This window comes from Litoribrevibacter albus, assembly GCF_030159995.1.
GTDB lineage: Bacteria > Pseudomonadota > Gammaproteobacteria > Pseudomonadales > Litoribrevibacteraceae > Litoribrevibacter > Litoribrevibacter albus.
Genome location: NZ_BSNM01000009.1, coordinates 66,266 through 85,303 on the forward strand (window position 1 = coordinate 66,266; position 19,038 = coordinate 85,303).

13 protein-coding genes are annotated in these 19,038 nt (G+C 43.7%); 4 read left to right on the forward strand and 9 right to left on the reverse strand.

Going from position 1 to position 19,038, the window contains the following annotated elements; all coding sequences use genetic code 11:
* Positions 1 to 353: 353 nt before the first annotated feature.
* From QQL66_RS06245 to QQL66_RS06260, 4 genes are all read left to right on the forward strand, one after another.
* Positions 354 to 2,912 carry a tetratricopeptide repeat protein gene (locus tag QQL66_RS06245; protein ID WP_284380052.1) on the forward strand — a complete coding sequence of 853 codons (2,559 nt, stop codon included), beginning with the start codon at positions 354 to 356 and terminating at the stop codon, positions 2,910 to 2,912.
* A 15-nt stretch (positions 2,913 to 2,927) separates the two neighbouring features.
* Positions 2,928 to 4,475 carry a hypothetical protein gene (locus QQL66_RS06250; RefSeq protein ID WP_284380054.1) on the forward strand — a complete coding sequence of 516 codons (1,548 nt, stop codon included), beginning with the start codon at positions 2,928 to 2,930 and terminating at the stop codon, positions 4,473 to 4,475.
* Positions 4,476 to 4,610: 135 nt separating this feature from the next.
* Positions 4,611 to 5,036, forward strand: coding sequence for an SRPBCC family protein (locus tag QQL66_RS06255; RefSeq protein ID WP_284380056.1), 426 nt, complete (start codon positions 4,611 to 4,613; stop codon positions 5,034 to 5,036).
* A 312-nt stretch (positions 5,037 to 5,348) separates the two neighbouring features.
* Positions 5,349 to 6,257, forward strand: a complete 909-nt coding sequence (locus QQL66_RS06260) for an alpha/beta fold hydrolase (RefSeq protein ID WP_284380058.1) — start codon at positions 5,349 to 5,351, stop codon at positions 6,255 to 6,257.
* Here QQL66_RS06260 and QQL66_RS06265 read toward each other — a convergent pair.
* From QQL66_RS06265 to gyrA, 9 genes are all read right to left on the reverse strand, one after another.
* Positions 6,246 to 6,677, reverse strand: a complete 432-nt coding sequence (locus QQL66_RS06265; RefSeq protein WP_284380061.1) for a YqaA family protein — start codon at positions 6,675 to 6,677, stop codon at positions 6,246 to 6,248. The two genes, QQL66_RS06260 and QQL66_RS06265, sit on opposite strands and share 12 nt — an antisense overlap.
* 57 nt (positions 6,678 to 6,734) lie before the next feature.
* Complete coding sequence (locus QQL66_RS06270; protein WP_284380064.1) at positions 6,735 to 7,781, reverse strand: amidoligase family protein; 1,047 nt, start codon at positions 7,779 to 7,781, stop codon at positions 6,735 to 6,737.
* Positions 7,782 to 7,941: 160 nt separating this feature from the next.
* Positions 7,942 to 9,618: a 30S ribosomal protein S1 gene (gene rpsA, locus QQL66_RS06275; protein WP_284380067.1), complete on the reverse strand. Its 1,677-nt coding sequence runs from the start codon at positions 9,616 to 9,618 to the stop codon at positions 7,942 to 7,944.
* Between the two features lie 138 nt (positions 9,619 to 9,756).
* Entirely contained in the window at positions 9,757 to 10,434 is a 678-nt protein-coding gene (cmk, locus tag QQL66_RS06280) for a (d)CMP kinase (RefSeq protein ID WP_284380069.1), read from the reverse strand.
* A gap of 99 nt (positions 10,435 to 10,533) precedes the next feature.
* Positions 10,534 to 12,786 (reverse strand): bifunctional prephenate dehydrogenase/3-phosphoshikimate 1-carboxyvinyltransferase, encoded by a 2,253-nt coding sequence (locus QQL66_RS06285; RefSeq protein ID WP_284380071.1) that lies wholly within the window; start codon positions 12,784 to 12,786, stop codon positions 10,534 to 10,536.
* Entirely contained in the window at positions 12,758 to 13,885 is a 1,128-nt protein-coding gene (gene hisC / locus QQL66_RS06290) for a histidinol-phosphate transaminase (protein WP_284380073.1), read from the reverse strand. The genes QQL66_RS06285 and hisC overlap by 29 nt, the downstream gene beginning before the upstream one ends.
* 32 nt (positions 13,886 to 13,917) lie before the next feature.
* Positions 13,918 to 15,009 (reverse strand): prephenate dehydratase, encoded by a 1,092-nt coding sequence (gene pheA / locus QQL66_RS06295; protein WP_431356894.1) that lies wholly within the window; start codon positions 15,007 to 15,009, stop codon positions 13,918 to 13,920.
* A 110-nt stretch (positions 15,010 to 15,119) separates the two neighbouring features.
* Positions 15,120 to 16,199 (reverse strand): 3-phosphoserine/phosphohydroxythreonine transaminase, encoded by a 1,080-nt coding sequence (gene serC, locus QQL66_RS06300; protein ID WP_284380075.1) that lies wholly within the window; start codon positions 16,197 to 16,199, stop codon positions 15,120 to 15,122.
* Between the two features lie 87 nt (positions 16,200 to 16,286).
* Complete coding sequence (gyrA, locus tag QQL66_RS06305) at positions 16,287 to 18,935, reverse strand: DNA gyrase subunit A (protein WP_284380077.1); 2,649 nt, start codon at positions 18,933 to 18,935, stop codon at positions 16,287 to 16,289.
* Positions 18,936 to 19,038: the final 103 nt, after the last annotated feature.

Here is a 19,038-nt window from a genome sequence, read left to right on the forward strand (position 1 = left end):
AACGCAAACCATTTAGTACGCAAAATCACGGAATATTTTTTCATATTAATAACAATTCATTTGCAGGATTATGATTAATTCGTAAAAATTTACGAGAAAATAGTGTGAATTTGCGCAAAATTTCCACATTTCAGAACAATGAAAATCACCATCAGATGAAAGAACCTCACCTTTGGTTAAATTTCATACAGAAACCATTTGTTACGAATCACATTTTTTTTCGATACACAAGTTTACTGATAGCGTGATAAACTTATGCAGTGGATAAAATTCAAACAATTGATGGATCGAGAACTCGCACCAAACCAATACAAATAAGCGAGCACAGAAGAAACTAACGAAGGAGAACCTCGGTGAAGCACACCCGAAACCTTTTGCTATACCTATTACTAGCGACACTAGTAACAGGCTGTAAACTCTTACTGCCTAAACAATACGACGACGCTGAGACCAGTTTCACAGCAAAACAATACGATAAAGCCATCAGTGCTTACTTGTCTGCCGACAAGGAATCCCCAGACAACATCCACATTAAACAAGGTCTTGTAAAAGCTTACTCACATAAAGCCGTTGCCCTGTATGAGCAAGCACAGTCTCGTCCGGAAGAAGACATCGATACAAAGATTGATTTGTATAAGCAATCACGAACAGCTAACGCCAATGCAAAGAAAGAATTAGAAAAAGCTGTAGTGTTAGAACCACTGGATCCAGGGGTTAAAGCACCAAATGCTCGCCCTGGTCAATTACTTCTCCCTCCAAATAGCGACGAGATGGAGTACACAGCAAAAATAAAGCTGTATCAGCACACTCTCACAAAACTAAAAGCACGTACAGCAGAAGCTCTTATGGAAGAAGAGCAAAATCAGGCTGACGTGGTTAAAGGTTTAAAAGAAGCTGTTGCCTTAATGAAGACAAAGCCTGAAGGCCCAGTAAAGGCTTATGAGGCTTACAAACCCTTCGATAAATATGCGCAGTACATGAAGAAAGCGGCCAAAGCGAAAGCAGCTATTGAAAAAACGGCCATTAACTTCTACGAAGGCAGAGGTTTGTTTTACGTCTCTAAAGACGCCTTTGCTCTAGCATCAAAAGACTTTAAAGCAGCCCAAGCCATCATTAGAAATTCACACCAGGCCAGTGCAGGTCTTTTAGCGGTTACAGCCAAACAACAAATCAACAAAAACCAGTTCGAAGATGCCTATGCGTCCTTGGGTGAAATTCAAAGAACACATCCAAGCAGCAAGTTCTATAAAAAGCATATCGGCACAATCCGCACCAAAGTAGTTGATCGCGGCCTTGCACGAGCAGAACAATTAACACTTACTGCGTCAATTGAAGATAAAGCAAAAGCATTCGATATTTATCATGGATTATTGCCAATTGCCCAACCAGTCGCGCCGTTAACCAGCAAGGTAAACGTTGCAATCAGCAAGCTTCAGGATCAAGTTGCACGCAACCTAACAGAACGCGCAATCGTATTGAATACAAAGAATTCATTTGCCTACTCTTCAAACATTACCGCACTATTGACCAGCGCTCACGGCTTCTCTGATAAAGCAGCCCTACCCTTCAAGCGCATGGCCTATCGAGCTAATCAAATTTCAAAAGAAAAGCAGGCATTACCGGTATTCTTCACAACTGGCGGCCAAGCTGCCAATAGAAACCCAAATTTCCGCGACTGGATGAACGAAGAAATATTCTCAAGTATCCCACGTTTAGGTATTGATAACGTTGCAGCGGCCGATGCTTACGACCTTCCTAATCAAGGCAAAGGAATTTCACGTCGTGACGCGTTTAATGGCGAAGTTGTTCCTTTTGAGCACTCAGAAGTACTTTTCTATTTAGACGTTAAAAAGTACCAATTCGAAGAAAGAGGTCGCGATCGTCCTAAACGCAAATCATCTAAGTACGTTTCAAAACGTTATATGGTGCACAACCCTGAATGGGATCGAGCGAAGGATAAGAAAGAACGTGCCGAAGAAGCATACGAGGATGCAAAATACGCAGCAGAGGAGCTATACAATGCCTGTAAACGAGAAGCTTCACGAGCTGCTGCTGCCCTAGGACCTTTTGGAAATATTGCCGCAAGTGTTGGATGTCGTATGGGTACAAATGCCCTAACAGATGCAGTAACTGGTCGTGATGACGCACGAGCGGAATTTAGAAACACTCCAAGACAAATCGAAAAGAAAGAAATTTCTCGTTATCGCTACGAAGAATACACCGTTTCTGTTAAGGGTGAGTTGATTGCGGATCTATATGCCTATGACCGTCGCAACAAAAAAACCATCAAACTGGAACCAGTGAAGCTTTCGGTAGAGAAAAGCGGACAAATCCTTAAGAACGTTGAACGCGAGGACGTAAACGGCCTTAAGAATGGCGAAAAGAACGTTCCAAATCTGGACAACGAGATCCAACAGAAAGAGCAATCTGCGTTTAAACATGCTCGCACGCAGATGGCAATGTTCCTGGAAAGCCATAACTGGAAACGCTTCTGTTACCAAGGTGAAGCTCTTGAAAAGCAAAAACTTGATCACGCTTCAGCAGATGCTTACTCCCAATGTATTGCCCTTGCACCAAGAACAGCAAGTGGCAGCAAGGAAATTGCTTCAGCAAACCAAGCAATTCAAAAATACATGGGGTTCACACCTGACATGATTGCTAAATACGGAGCAAACAAAAGCTATCAGAACTTTGCGAATAACAGCTATACATTGAGCGACGACGAACTAAACGCCGCCAAGAAAGCAGCTACGTTTGCATTCGTTAGCCGCCCGACGATCGATTTACCTGCGTTTGATTTGAATGCTGAAGTTGCAGCACTCAAAAATGGTGAACCAGAGAACCTAATTGCTGCGCCAATAGGCTCATCTCCATCGACGCAAACCGTTTCACTTGAAATTCCGGCTCAGTAATTTACAGGAAAGATCATGTACTTAAAGACAACCAAACTTCGCACATTAGCGCTTTCAGTGTGTATAGGTGCAGCTGTTACAGGATGTGGCAGCCAGCAAACAAAGCCGGTTTCCGCCATGTCGGCCACAGAGAAAGCTCAACTTGCTCAAGCACAAGATAAAGCAAGCACTCTTGTCTCTTCTGCTCAAAAGGCTTTTCAGACGGCCGAGAATGACCAGGTATCCTTGTACTCTCAAATCTACTTCCCTCAAGCTAAGAAAGAGCTAGCTAAACTGAAGGAAATGCATAAAGAGTTCAATCCAAACAAATCTGGTCTGTTTGCTTCTGGCTACAGCTTGGATGAATTAAAAGAACAGGCAAACCTGGTAAACCAGAACACACAAAAATCTGAAAAAACCAAGCAACTCATCACCCTTAACCTTAAAGATGTGATTGATAACCAAACCTACATTGAAGATTTGGATCTCAGCAAATTTGAAAGCAAATACAAAAGCCTACAATCCGATGTAAAACGCCTTTTTAAAGACGTTGAAAAAGCTGGACAATTTCAAGGGCTAGAAAATGACCGTTTGAAGGTGCTGAACGACTTACGAGCTTTCGAAGTCTCTGTCATCAAAGAAAAGTACTACAACAATCCACAGAAAGAGCTTGAGGAATTACCTGAAAGTACTCTTCCAGTAACCTATATCGAAGCTCAAAAGCGTCTAACAACACTGTCGAAAACCATTGAGGCAACACCGAGAGCAATGGATACGATTGAACTTAGACAGAAAGAGGCGTTAAAAGCCCTAACACGAGCTCAGAACATTCTGAAAGAAATCAACTGGATTGACGAAAACACCAGCAAAGGTTTGGAACACATTGTCTTGCGCTATCGCAAACCAATGGATCGTGCCTTCCCGGATGTGCTTAAAGAAGACCACTCTGAACTGCTGTTTGAAGACCAAGTGAGCAAGTATTCCTATCTTGTTACCAATCTTAAATCGAGCCTTCAACAGGAAGTTAGCTCTAAAGACGAAGCAACGATTAAGGCCGAAGCTCAAAAGATTGCAGACATGAAAGCTGAAGAACTGAAAAAGCAGCTGAATGGCAAGCATTACCAGGCTCTTCAAGATCAAGAAAAGGCACAACAAGACGCTGTTGCAAAAGCGACTCAAGCTGCACAAGCAAAGTTTGAGGAAGAGAAAAAACAGTTAGCTGCAACTCATAAACAAAAGCTTGATCAAGTAATCGCAGAACGAAACAAGCTTCAACTTGATTATGAACAAACAGCTCTTCAGTTGACTCAACTTAAACAGCAACATCAGCAGGCTCAAGAACAACTGAAACTAGCTAGCCAAGGCCAACCGGCTCATACAAACGCTCAGAACACGAAACCAGCTGAGAATAAACAAGTAAACACCGAAGTTGCGGAGGCACAAACTGCGTCTGCACCACAGCGTAACTCTGTTGCGACAGCACCAGAACCGGCGCCAGTGAAAGCAGCCCCTGCGCCAGCGCCAACAAAACCTTCAGAAGACACTCTAACCTTCGACTTTGAAATCGAAGAAGTAGAGCTGTAATCACCAACACCTTCAGTAATCCAGGCGGTTGCTGAAGGTGTCTGTTTAAAACAACCAATCTACCCGTTAAAAATTTGAGAAATTACTCATCTTTTGGCATCTTTCTATACACAATAATAATTTCAGGAAAGAGACATGCCAAAACACCACATCCTTATCGAAAAAGAATTTAAGTCGAGTCTTTCAGAAGTATTTAGCGCCATCTGCGATCATGAAAACTTTGGCAAACTAATCGGCGCAAAAATTGTGAGAACCAAAGATGGAGAGAATGGAGTTCCAAACGGACTAGGTTCAGTCCGAAAGATTGTCGCAACCCCACTTCCCTCGTTTGAAGAAACCGTCACCGGGTTCGTAGAAAACGAATACTTCGAATACAAAATTTCCAAAGGCAGCCCAATCAAAAACCACATTGGTAAGCTTACCTTTAGAGAACAAGGTGACAAAACGACCTTACGCTATACCATAGATTTTGATATGAAACTGCCATTACCGCTGATTGGTTCAGGACTCGCGAAAGTCCTAAAACACCAAATCACAACAGGTTTAAATAAGATTCAATAATTCAAAGCATTGTGAAGAGGCGTTTATACTTCACAAGCTGATTGTCGATCAGCTTGTAAAAGTAAGTAAACTCGCCTGCTTCAGCAGGATACTTAACACAAATAACATCACCAGCCAGAGAAACACTCATATGCCCACCACTGCATAGTTAAACAATAAGTGTATTTATATACAGTACTGTATAATTATTCAATACTTTTCTCGTAATTTTTGTATTACTCTGCCAGCAATTAATTGCCTCATGGTCGAAAAATGAAAAAACAACCTGTTCTCATCTCAATAGCAACAATAATTCTTGTTTTGTTTGGGCTAATGTACACGCTCAACGATGAAACAAAACTGTCTCTCAGCATCTCTACAGAACGTGCTATTGCAGGGCTTGAACAGAAGCAGATACAAGTAGGCGATCACACCATTCAATATCTTGATAGCGGACCCCAAAACAGTGAAACAATATTAATGATTCATGGCTTCGGCGCCAATAAAGACAACTGGATTCGGCTCGCTAAGTACTTTACACAGAATTATCGGGTTATCTCTCCAGACCTACCAGGCTTCGGAGAATCAACCATCCTGAAAACAGCCAGCTACGATGTAGAAAGCCAAACTACGCGACTGAAAGCCTTGATAGATCAGCTTGGGATAAAGCAAATACATATCACAGGAAATTCCATGGGCGGGTATATTGCCGCTCACTTTGCGAGTAATTACCCTGAAATAACCAAATCCGCCTGGCTACTCAACCCACTAGGCGTAGAGTCATCCGAGCCCAGTGAGATGTTCAAAATGTTCTCGCAAGGATTACATCCTTATGTCCTTCCGAGAAATGAAAAAGAATTCAGATTACTGCTATCCAAAGTTTTCCATGAACTTCCTTACACACCTGATTTTGCCATACGCGCATTGAATCAGGACTTCCAACGTCACTACGAATCAAACGAGCGTATCGCCTTTGAAATTCATAAAGTGAAAGACGGAAAAATTGCGTTTACCTACCCAATCGAAGAATCATTGAAGAAATACAAGAATCCCCTGCTCGTCGTTTGGGGCGATGATGATCGAATTCTTTCAGCTGACGGTTTAAGAGTAATAAAAGAACAAAGGCCAGAGACAGAAACCGTCATGATGAAAAATATGGGCCACGCCCCAATGATTGAAGATCCAGAGGCCACCGCTGAAATTATTAAGATGTTTCTAGAGAGAAATAAGCTAACTCAATAATTCCAGCAACCCTAACTCAAGGGTAGCAGCAACTAAAATCAAATAACGTAATGACTTACCGATAAAAGTGAGAGTTAAGAAAACACCAAGCTTGACTCTCATTACACCCGCAATGAAGGTTATTGCGTCACCACCAATTGGCGCCCACGCCATTAATAAAGACCAAACCCCATATTTTTGAAACCAGGACTGAGCCGTTTCCAACGCCCGCCCCTTGAAAGGAAACCATTTCGACTCTTTGTAGTGCAACATATAAAGACCGATATACCAATTAACCCAAGCCCCAAGCGTATTCCCTATGGATGCAGTCAACCACAAGTAAACCCACTGATCGGGGCTATTCACCAACATACCAACAAGAACCACCTCTGAATAAAATGGCAATATGGTGGCCGCTCCAAACGCTGAAAGAAATAACAATAAATATTCCAAGAACACCTCAAGGACAGATCGTAGAAATCACCCAAAAAGCAAATATCAGCCAGATAAAAAGTCTGGCGACATGAAAACATCATCTAACGCTCTTTTCCAGCTACTTGAAGAGAGCTGTTGTATTCCATCAAAATAATGGGTGTGCATCCGACAGAGCTTCTCAAGACTTTCAGCATCATAAGCAAGTCTTTCAACTAACACCCAGTGATTCCAAGCCTTAGTAAGCGACCACATCGGCCTATCAATTTCAGAGTTTGGAAGACGGTAATGAAATGTCGGCCTTGCTGACACTAAAGAGCTGTCTACATGCGCCTCAACTAACTCTGGCAGAACAGTCATAAATACAGGCAGCAAATCTAATGGACGATTCCTTGTCGGGTTAAATTTTAAATAATCGAGAACCACCAGATCTAGCGGTGGATTATACCGTGGATCAACAACCAGCTTTACGTAATCCTGTGGAAATGGCTGAATGTAGGGATATATTTTTCGAACAACGTCCACGTCTTCCAGAATAACCAGTCGTTCATAAAGGCAGAGAAATGCCTTCAGAACCGGAAGAAGATCATCTACACCCAAAGACACAACCTCAGGGTTAAAATGTAACCCAAGCGCTCTCAGAGGCTGATTTCTAGTCCCCTTGGCCCCCAGCTTGTGTAATCGCTCAATTAATTGATTAAATACATACAGCTCTGTGATATTAATTGGTGGAGATACAACCTCCAGAGAGGTCATTGAACGGAAAAGCCTTTCCATAAGACCTGGTTCTAACGCCCCCTCAAATTCTACTTTTGACGATAGAGAATCATTATGTTCTTTTCCCCGCAGGAATCTGGAGAAGATGCTATCACCTGAGCACTCATCTGCCTTTGAAATACTCTTCAGGTAGCTGGAGTCATACTCTATGCGAAATGAGCCTAAGCGCGAATCCTTAACGCGAATATCATAATCCGAGTTTGCTAATATTGAGCCACCAAAGCATTCTACTACTGCATCAACAGCCGCTGACAATTCAATGCCAACAAACTCAAGTTCTACACCAACCTTCCGGATTTGACCTTGTTGTGTTCGAATAACTGGCGGCATATCCATAGGAAATTCTCAGGCAAAACTAATTTCCTCCGAGTCTATGGAATATCTATGTCAGATCGGTTACGTAATCACGCGTTTAACAGGCATAAAAAAACCCGCGACATGCGCGGGTTTTTCGTAATACTTCAATCCAGATCTTAACAATCCAGATTACAAGTGATTACTGATCAGCAAGCTGTTGCTTGATAAGATCACCGATCGTAGTAGGGCCAGATTGCTCTTGCTCCTGATCACGGATCTTCTTCATCGCAGCTTTTTCATCATCAGTGTCTTTCGACTTGATAGATAGGCTGATAGTGCGGTTCTTACGGTCAACAGCTACGATCTTAGCTTCAACTGAATCACCTTCGTTTAGTACGTTACGAGCATCTTCAACGCGGTCGTTGCTGATCTCAGAAGCTTTAAGAGTCGCTTCAACGTCTGCTGCTAGTTCAACTACAGCACCTTTCGCGTCAACTTCTTTAACTGTACCAGTTACGATTGCACCTTTGTCGTTTTCAGCAACGAACTCAACGAATGGATCGCTTTCTAGCTGCTTAACACCTAGAGAGATACGCTCACGCTCTGGGTCGATAGACAAGATAACAGTTTCGATTTCGTCGCCTTTCTTATATGCACGAACTGCATCTTCACCAGCTTCGTTCCAGCTGATGTCAGAAAGGTGAACTAGACCATCGATGCCACCGTCAAGACCGATGAAGATACCGAAGTCAGTGATAGACTTGATCTTACCAGTAACTTTGTCGCCCTTGTTGAAGTTGCCAGAGAAATCTTCCCATGGGTTAGTGTGACACTGTTTGATACCTAGAGAGATACGACGACGTTCTTCGTCGATATCAAGTACCATAACTTCAACGTCATCACCAACTTGTACAACTTTAGATGGATGGATGTTTTTGTTAGTCCAATCCATTTCAGAAACGTGTACAAGACCTTCAACGCCTTCTTCAAGCTCAGCGAAGCAGCCGTAGTCAGTTAGGTTAGTAACACGTGCAGTCACTTTCGCACCTTCTGGGTAACGATCAGTGATTGCTTGCCATGGATCTTCACCTAGTTGCTTAAGACCTAGAGATACACGGTTACGGTCACGGTCAAACTTAAGTACTTTAACGTTGATTTCGTCACCAACATTTACGATCTCGCTTGGGTGCTTGATACGCTTCCAAGCCATATCAGTGATGTGTAGAAGACCATCAACACCACCAAGATCAACGAACGCACCGTAGTCAGTAAGGTTCTTAACGATACCTTTAACTTCTGCGCCTTCAGCCAATTCAGCCAATAGAGCATCACGCTCAGCGCTGTTTTCAGCTTCAAGAACAGCACGGCGAGAAACAACAACGTTGTTACGCTTCTGATCTAGCTTAATTACTTTGAAGTCTAGCTCTTTGCCTTCCAAGTGCGCAGTATCGCGAACTGGACGAACGTCAACCAAAGAACCAGGTAGGAATGCACGGATGCTGTTAACGTCAACTGTGAAGCCGCCTTTAACTTTACCGTTGATGATACCTTTAACGATCTCACCAGCATCGTAAGCTTTTTCAAGATCAATCCAAGACTCAGCACGCTTAGCTTTTTCACGAGACAGACGAGTTTCACCCCAGCCATCTTCTACTGCTTCTAGAGCAACCTGAACTTCGTCACCAACGTTTAGATCGAATTCACCGCTTTCGCTAACGAATTGTGAACGAGGGATAACGCCTTCAGACTTTAGACCAGCGTGAACTGTAACCCAGTCACCAGTGATGTCTACGATGATACCGGTTACGATTGAACCCGGCTTCATGTCTACGGATTTAAGGCTTTCTTCAAATAATTCAGCAAAGCTTTCGCTCATTTTTATACCTAATGTTTTAGTGTGGTTAAGCCCAGCCGAAACCGGTCATACCACTCACCATGTACCAGTCTACATGGGTCTATTTATAATCGCTTGATGTATGCTTTGACTGGAATTTGTGGAGCATACTCGAGCAGTCTAGATCAAGCCTACTTTAGAGAGCGCATCTGAAACTTGATTAACAACCTCATCGATAGAAAGATGAGTACTGTCGATTTCAATGGCATCGGCGGCCGGCTTTAATGGCGCTACCTCACGATTCATATCACGAGCATCGCGCGCTTTGATCTCGTCTAAAATGGCGGCAATACTAACAGACTCACCACTTGATTTCAACTGATTATAGCGCCGCTCAGCACGCTCCTCAGCAGAAGCCGATAAATAAACTTTTACAGGTGCATCAGGGAAAACAACCGTCCCCATATCTCGTCCGTCAGCGATCAGCCCTGCTTCCGTCGCAAACGCTCTCTGACGATCTAATAAAGCATCTCGAACAGGCGTCAGGGCCGCCACTTTTGATGCAGCATCGCCACAAGTTTCCGTACGAATTTTCTTAGAAACATCCTCACCTTCAAAGACAGGAATTAACAACTCACTGCCCTCTTCCAATCGGAACTCCACATCCAGGTTCAAGGCTAACTCTGACAAAGATTGCTCATCATCCAATTCAATACCATGTTTCAGCGCACCATAGGCCACAAGACGATACAAGGCTCCGCTATCCAATAAATCCCATTCCAGCTTTTGAGCCAGAATTTTCGCTACTGTGCCCTTACCGCTGCCACTAGGTCCATCAATTGTTAGAACTTTCAACATGCCTTTCCTTTGTATTGATCTCTGATATTACTTTGTTTGTTATTGACTTCTTTAGACACAAAAAAGACCTCTTTCGAGGCCTTTTTATATGACTACAAACTAAACTTCCGTAGCCTCAATATTAATTCCCACCTGATTTGCTAACTCAACAAACCCCGGGAATGATGTCGCCACATGCTCCGCACCCTTGATGACAATTTCACCTTTAGAGCGTAAGCCTGCTACAGTGAAAGACATCGCGATACGGTGATCCCCATGACTGTATACAGTCGCCGAGCCCATGTCACCACCCTTGATAATCATGCCATCAGGTGTAGGCGTCGCATCAATGCCCAATTCAATCAATCCGTCCGCCATTACCTGAATGCGATCACTTTCCTTAACACGAAGTTCTTCAGCACCTGTAAGCACAGTTTCACCTTCAGCACATGCGGCTGCAATGAATAATACAGGAAACTCATCGATAGCCAATGGCACCTGATCTTCAGGGATATGAATTCCTTTCAACTGAGCAGAACGAACTCGAATATCAGCTACAGGCTCACCACCCACTTCTTTCTCATTAGAAAGCTCAATATTCGCGCCCATTGCTTTCAGGATATTAATCACACCAACACGCGTAGGATTCATTCCCACGTGACGAATCGTCAGATCAGAATTAGGCGCGATAGAAGCTGCCACCATGAAAAATGCCGCCGAAGAAATATCGGACGGCACATCAATCTTCGTAGCCGTTAAAGAACCACCCGACTGAAGAGAAGCCGTTGGACCTTCTGTTTTCACTGGATAGCCAAAACCATTCAGCATACGCTCAGTATGATCACGGGTCGGCGCAGGCTCCGTCGTACTTGTTTGACCATCTGCGTAAAGACCAGCTAAAAGCACACAAGATTTAACCTGGGCAGACGCCATCGGTAAATCATAGTGGATACCTTTTAGAGACTGACCACCTTTAATTTTGATAGGAGGACGACCACCTTCACCGGTTTCAATCACTGCACCCATGTCACGTAAAGGCTTAGCAACACGTTCCATTGGACGCTTAGATAGAGACTCATCCCCTGTCAGCGTGACATCAAACTCCTGACCAGCCAAAAGACCACACAACAAGCGCATTGAAGTCCCCGAGTTCCCCATATATAAAGGACCAGGAGGCGCCTGAAGTCCATGCAAACCGGCACCATAAATCTTAACCTTACCATCGTAAGGCCCTTCAATAACAACACCCATATCTCGAAATGCCTGAAGGGTTGATAACGCATCTTCACCTTCCAGGAAGCCCTCTACTTCCGTGATGCCTTTCGCCAAAGCACCCAGCATGATAGAACGATGAGAAACGGACTTATCACCAGGAACACGAATTGATCCCTGAACAGATCCACCTGGTTTTACATGATATTCAAGATTATTTGTAGTCATAGGTTTTAAGTACGGTGTACCGTCTAATATTCGATTAAAATGTTCTCTAGCCGCCTTCGCTCGTGTAAAAATACCAAGCATTTCCTGGCTATCTTGATTCAAAATTGCGTCTTTTAAACGCTGCACTCCAGACTCAAAGTGCTCTAATGACTGCATTACAGCTCTGGTATTCGTCAGAAAAATATCGTGCCACATCGTCGGATCACTGGCTGCAATTCGGGTGAAATCACGAAAACCACCGGCAGCATAACGGAAGATATCCAGACTCTGGTCTTCTCGCGCTAATGTATCCACCAAAGAGAATGCAAGCAAGTGCGGCAAATGACTGGTCGACGCTAATACCTGGTCATGGTACTGAGGGGACATTGCTAACACTTCCGCGCCAGTAGATGCCCACAACTTTCTGACCGAGTTAACTGCTTTGGAAGATACCCCGTGAGGAGGTGTAATAATCACCTTATGCTTCACAAAGAGATCTGCATCTGCAGAGATCACACCGCTCTTTTCAGAACCTGCAATCGGATGACCTGGCACAAAACACCTAGGAAGAAAGCCAAATGCATCAGCAACCGCATCAATGACCGTCCCTTTCACACTGCCCACATCCGTGATGATCGTCTGATCTGCAATATGATCACGCATGGCACGCAATACGGGATTCATAGCTTTCACAGGCACAGACAGCATGATCACATGCGCACGCTCAGCACCAGACTCAAGCGAAGGAGCAATCTCGTCAATCACCCCTATTCGAAGTGCAGTTTCCATTTCCTCAGGGTTTCGATCAAACCCTATTATATGAAGAGCAGGGTTGGCTTTTTTTACGGCTTTTGCGAATGAACCACCAATCAACCCTAGACCAACGACAAAAATATTTTCAACAGGTAACGCCTGAATTATTTTTTTAGGATTCGCCATTAAGGTCCAACTCATTTAATACAGTTATAAATCGCTGATTTTCTTCTTGAGTACCAATACTTACCCGAAGATGATTAGGCAACCCATAATTAGCAATCGGTCTTAAGATTACTCCTTTCTCAAGGAAAGCCTGGTTAATCGCAGCCGTATCCTGAGCAAAATCTACAGCAATAAAGTTCCCTTTTGTCGGAATATAGGAAAGCCCCTTCGCATCCAAGGCCTCCGTAATTTGAATCAATCCCTGATCATTTAGTTTTTTGCCAGCTTCAAGATAATCAACATCTGCCAGTGCCGCTTTTGCAGCTGCCAAAGCCAATGAATCAACATTAAATGGCTGCCGAACACGATTAAGTAGGTCAGCAATCTCCGGAGCACTCGCAGCCCAACCCACTCGCAATGATGCCAAACCATATGCTTTGGAAAAAGTGCGAGTCACAACCAAATTGGAATAGTCAGTCAGCAGTTCAATCCCGTCCGGATAATTCTCATCAGACACATATTCACTGTATGCTTCATCAAGCACCACCAGAACATCACCCGGCACTTCAGTCATAAACGTTCTGAACTCGTCACGCCCAAACATGGTACCCGTCGGGTTATTAGGGTTTGCAAGAAATACCACCCTAGTCTGAGAGTTAATCGCCTTCGCCATAGCACTCAGATCATGACCGTAGTCTTTAGCAGGCACCATATTCAAATCAGCACCCACTGCCTGGGTAGAAATAGGATAAACAGCGAACGCATACTGCGAAAACACAGCGTTGGTTCCTGGCTGCAAAAAGGCACGTGCGATTAAGTCCAATACATCGTTTGAACCATTTCCGAGCGTTATTTGATTCGGTTTAAGATCAAATCGACTTGATAGAGCCTGCTTTAACTCAAACCCATTACCATCAGGATAACGTGTTAATTCAGGTAACTCCGCCTCGATTGCAGCTAAGACACGCTTCGAAGGGCCTAATGGATTTTCATTACTGGCCAGTTTGACAATATCATCGGGGTTTAACCCCAACTCACGCGCCAACTCATCAACAGGTTTCCCCGGTTGATATGGATGTAGTTTTGCCACACCAGGAACAGCGTTTTGAACCAGCTTGTCTATATTTGAACCCATCAGAAAATCCTTACTTCCTTATTGCCCTAAGATCAAAGAACACCACAAGGGTATGAACCAAGGATCTTAAGATCCGTAGCTCTTTCCCCTACATCCTTAAGTGCTTTTTGAATTAATTCGTCACTTGCATGACCTTTAAAGTCGATGAAGAACACATAATTCCAAGCACCGGATTTAGAAGGACGCGTTTCTACCCGAGTCAAATCAATACCCATTCGATGGAAAGGTTCCAACAAATCATGCAAAGCACCAGGCTTATTACGCATGGAAACCAGAATCGACGTCTTATCGTCACCACTTTCAGGAACAGGGTGACTGCCAATAATCAAGAATCGAGTAGAATTGTCAGGCTGATCTTCAATTTTCTCTGACAGTTTTTTCAAGCTATATAGCTGAGCAGCGGTTTCACCAGCAATGGCCGCAGCATTCCATTCACCACGTACATGCTTAGCCGCTTCAGCATTACTGCTAACCGCCACACGCTCAGCATGAGGATAGTTTGCATCAAGCCACTTGCGGCATTGAGCCAATGACTGAGCATGAGAATAAATACGGCTAATCTTGTCTTCTTTGGTGACATCACTCATCAGCAGATGATGATGAATTCTCAAAACCACTTCACCGCAAATATGAATATTGCTATCCATGAAATTATCAAGCGTGTGATTAATGACGCCTTCGGTACTGTTTTCAACAGGAACAACGCCATAGGACACAGAACCCGCCGCCACTTCACGAAACACTTCATCAATAGCAGACATAGGCACAGTAACTGCGGAATGCCCGAAGTGCTTAAGAGCCGCTTCCTGAGTAAATGTACCCTCCGGCCCTAAAAATGCGACTTTAACCGGATCTTCCAATGCCAAACAAGCGGACATAATTTCTCTGAAGAGACGCGCCATCTCTTCGTCATCCAATGGCCCTTGATTAAGATCCATAATTTTACGCAACACCTGAGCTTCCCGCTCAGGTCGGTAAAATAACGTTGAGTCAGCACCAGCATTCGTTTTAACTTCAGCCACTCGTTGCGCACATGAAGCCCGATTACTGATCAGATCAAGGATCTGCTTATCAATGGAATCGATCTGGTCTCTTAACGAGAGCAATTCTTTTTCTGTAGACACTATTTTTACCCTGTCTTTTCGATTTTGAAGAAGATACATATTCTTCAAAGTTTAGTTCCGGGATCACACTCTAATAAAACAAATAGAGATAGAATCAAAACCAAACGGAATTATGCATAATCCTTTTCAAATGCTTTCATGAAATCAATCAAAGCATCCACTGCCCTTTCTGGTACAGCATTATATATACTGGCTCTCATTCCACCGACAGAACGGTGACCAGCCAAATTCAACAGACGAGCCTCTTCCGCCTTTTGAAGAAACTTGGAGTCTAACTGATCATCAGCCAGTACAAACGGCACATTCATTCTTGAACGATACCTTGGATCTACTGGATTTGAATAGAAATCACTTTGATCAATATAGCCGTATAACTTGTCCGCTTTTCGCTTGTTAATTTCAGCCATTTCTTTCAAACCACCCTGGCGCTTCAACCACTTAAATACCAAGCCAGATAAATACCATGCATAAGTTGGTGGCGTGTTATTCATAGAGCCAGCCTTTGCATGAACCTGGTAGTCAAACATAGTTGGAGTAAAGTCTTTTGCTTTTCCTAAAAGATCTTTACGCACGATGACAATCGTAAGACCAGCCGGGCCAATATTCTTTTGAGCACCCGCATAAATCAGCCCAAACTTACTCACATCCAACGGCTCAGACAAAATACTTGAAGAATAGTCAGCAACCAAAGGAGCATCGACATTTGGAATAAAGTCGAACTCGACACCACCAATGGTTTCATTTGGAGTGTAATGCAAATAGGCAGCATCCTTAGATAATGCCCATTGATCGAAATCCGGTACCGTTGTGAAATTTTCAGCTTCACTTGAAGCAACTACATTCACATCACAATAACGTTTAGCTTCAGAAATCGCTTTCTTGGACCATTGCCCTGTATTCACATAATCAGCCGTTGTTTTATCACTCAACAGGTTAAGCGGCACCATACTGAACTGCGAACTCGCACCACCCTGAACAAACAGCACTTCATAGTCATCACCGATTGCCAGCAAGTCTTTAAAGTCTTGCGTTGCTTCATCAGCGATCGAGACAAACTCATCACTTCGGTGGCTCATTTCCATAACGGAACAACCCACACCATGCCAATTTGCTATTTCTTCCTGTGCTTGAAATAACACTTCTTCCGGCAATGCCGCCGGGCCCGCACAAAAGTTGTATGCTCTAGCCATTCGATTTCCAGCTTAGTTACTAAAATATTATTTAATTAGAAAATACAAATAGAAAAAGAAGCCTACAAGACAGTAGGCTTCAAAAACTTACTCTTGAGGCGCATCCGCATCAGGCGCACTGGACTGTCCAGATGATTGATCGACAACTACTGCTTCACCTTCAACCATTCCACCCTCTAAGACGTCACCCTCTTCGCCCTCTTTTACTTCAGGCTCAGAAATACGTTCTACACTTACCAACTTCTCATTAGTGGACAAGTTAATCAGACGAACACCCTGCGTGTTACGACCAAGTACCGACACCTCATCAATTCGAGTTCGAACCAGAGTACCCTGATCGCTGATCAGCATCATTTCATCGCCATCATGAATCAGAGTCGCACCAACCATCTCACCGTTACGCTCAGTGGTTTGCATGCCAATAACCCCTTGGCTACCACGATTATAAGTCGGGAAATCAGACGTCTTCGTACGCTTGCCATATCCTCGCTCACTTGCGGTCAGAATATAACCTTCTTCATCAGGAATAATAAGTGAAATTACACGAGCATCTTCCGGCATTTTAATACCACGAACCCCACGTGCCGTACGGCCCATAGCTCGTACATCCTCTTCACTGAAGCGAACAACTTTACCTGTGTTTGATGAAAGCATGATATCGCATTCACCATTGGTAATTGCTGCACCAATCAAACGATCATCGTCTTGAAGTTCAACTGCAATCAAACCAGAACTGCGCTGACGAGCAAATGCAGTCAAGTCCACTTTCTTAACAATACCGCGCTGAGTCGCCATAAAGACATAATGGCCTTCAACGTATTCGCGAACAGGAAGGATCGTAGAAACTTTTTCGTCTTCATCCAGAGGAAGAAGATTTACAATCGGACGACCTTTTGCCTGACGACTACCTGATGGAATCTCGAATACCGTCAACCAGTAAACCTTGCCCTTATCGGTAAACAACATGATGGTTTCATGAGAATTCACAACCAATAAGTGCTCAATATAGTCCTCATCCTTCATGTCGGTTGCGGACTTACCTTTACCACCACGTCTTTGCGCTTGATAAGTATCCAATGGCTGAGTTTTCGCGTAACCGCCATGAGAAATGGTCACTACCATTTCTTCTTCTGGAATCAAATCAGCAACAGTTAGATCCTGACGAGACGCAATAATTTCACTTCGACGCTCATCACCATACTCTTCAACAATTGCTTCAAGCTCTTCACGAATCACTTCCATCAAGCGCTCGCGACTACCAAGAATCTCAAGCAACTCTGCAATCAAGTCGATCTTTTCTTTGTACTCTGCGATCAGTTTTTCGTGCTCAAGACCCGTCAAACGGTGCAAACGCAATTCCAGAATTGCTTGAGCCTGTTCCGGAGACAGATAATATTTACCATCACGCAAACCGTACTTTTCAGGCAATTCTTCTGGACGACACGCATCAGAACCAGCACGCTCCAACATATCCAGAACACTGCCAGGTGACCAAGGTGTTTCAATCAAGCGCTCTTTTGCAATCGCTGCAGTTTCAGATTTCTTGATGGTTTCAATCACAGGATCAATATTAGCAAGTGCAACGGCCAAACCTTCCAAAACATGGCCGCGTTCACGTGCTTTACGCAGTTCGTATACAGTACGACGAGTTACAACTTCACGGCGATGCTGAACAAACGCTTCTAACAGCTCTTTTAGATTTAATGTTTTCGGTTGACCATCGACCAAGGCAACAGTGTTAATACCAAATACATTTTCCAAAGGTGTTTGCGAGAACAGATTGTTCACCACAACGTCGGCATTCTCACCACGTTTCAAATCGACTGCGATACGAAGACCGTCTTTATCTGATTCGTCACGTAGCTCAGAGATACCTTCAATCTTCTTATCTTTTACCAGCTCAGCAATTTTCTCGATCAAACGAGCTTTGTTCACCATGTAAGGAATTTCGGTGAACACAATTGTCTCACGTCCAGTCTTTGGATCTTCCTCAACATGATGACGCGCACGCATATATATGCGACCACGACCGGTACGATATGCCTGAATAATACCAGCGCGACCATTGATGAAAGCACCGGTTGGGAAATCAGGCCCAGGGATGTATTCCATCAAACCATCAATATCAAGCTCAGGATTTTCGATCAAGGCAAGGCAGCCATTAATGACTTCGGTAAGGTTATGCGGTGGGATATTTGTCGCCATACCAACGGCGATACCAGAAGAACCATTCACCAACAAGTTTGGAACGCGGGTCGGCATAACTTCCGGGATTTGCTCAGTACCATCGTAGTTAGGTACAAAATCAACGGTTTCTTTTTCAAGATCCGCTTGAATTGCATGTGCAATTTTGTTCATTCGAACTTCGGTATAACGCATGGCAGCTGCAGCATCACCATCGATTGAACCAAAGTTACCTTGACCATCAACAAGCATGTAACGCATTGAGAAAGGTTGCGCCATACGAACAATCGTATCGTATACCGCAGAGTCACCGTGTGGGTGGTATTTACCGATCACATCACCTACCACACGAGCAGATTTTTTATACGGCTTATTCCAATCATTACCCAATACATTCATAGCGTACAAAACACGACGATGCACAGGTTTCAAACCATCCCTTACATCAGGCAATGCACGCCCAACAATAACGCTCATTGCATAATCTAGATAAGACTGCTGGAGCTCTTCCTCAATATTGATATTGCTTACTTGTTTGGCAAATTCAACCATAAAACCTAATTCCCTTGTCGTCACACAGGATGCGCACTAATGTGTCAGCGACGAAAAATTTGTCGATTTCAAGAACTTTGTTCGTTGTTTTAAATCTCAAGTT

Coding starts and splice junctions, on each gene's coding strand:
- serC (WP_284380075.1), bottom strand. CDS start 16,199: ATGGCTAGAGCATACAACTTTTGTGCGGGCCCGGCGGCATTGCCGGAA.
- QQL66_RS06260 (WP_284380058.1), top strand. CDS start 5,349: ATGTACACGCTCAACGATGAAACAAAACTGTCTCTCAGCATCTCTACA.
- QQL66_RS06250 (WP_284380054.1), top strand. CDS start 2,928: ATGTACTTAAAGACAACCAAACTTCGCACATTAGCGCTTTCAGTGTGT.
- cmk (WP_284380069.1), bottom strand. CDS start 10,434: ATGTTGAAAGTTCTAACAATTGATGGACCTAGTGGCAGCGGTAAGGGC.
- rpsA (WP_284380067.1), bottom strand. CDS start 9,618: ATGAGCGAAAGCTTTGCTGAATTATTTGAAGAAAGCCTTAAATCCGTA.
- QQL66_RS06285 (WP_284380071.1), bottom strand. CDS start 12,786: ATGAGTTGGACCTTAATGGCGAATCCTAAAAAAATAATTCAGGCGTTA.
- QQL66_RS06270 (WP_284380064.1), bottom strand. CDS start 7,781: ATGGATATGCCGCCAGTTATTCGAACACAACAAGGTCAAATCCGGAAG.
- gyrA (WP_284380077.1), bottom strand. CDS start 18,935: ATGGTTGAATTTGCCAAACAAGTAAGCAATATCAATATTGAGGAAGAG.
- hisC (WP_284380073.1), bottom strand. CDS start 13,885: ATGGGTTCAAATATAGACAAGCTGGTTCAAAACGCTGTTCCTGGTGTG.
- QQL66_RS06255 (WP_284380056.1), top strand. CDS start 4,611: ATGCCAAAACACCACATCCTTATCGAAAAAGAATTTAAGTCGAGTCTT.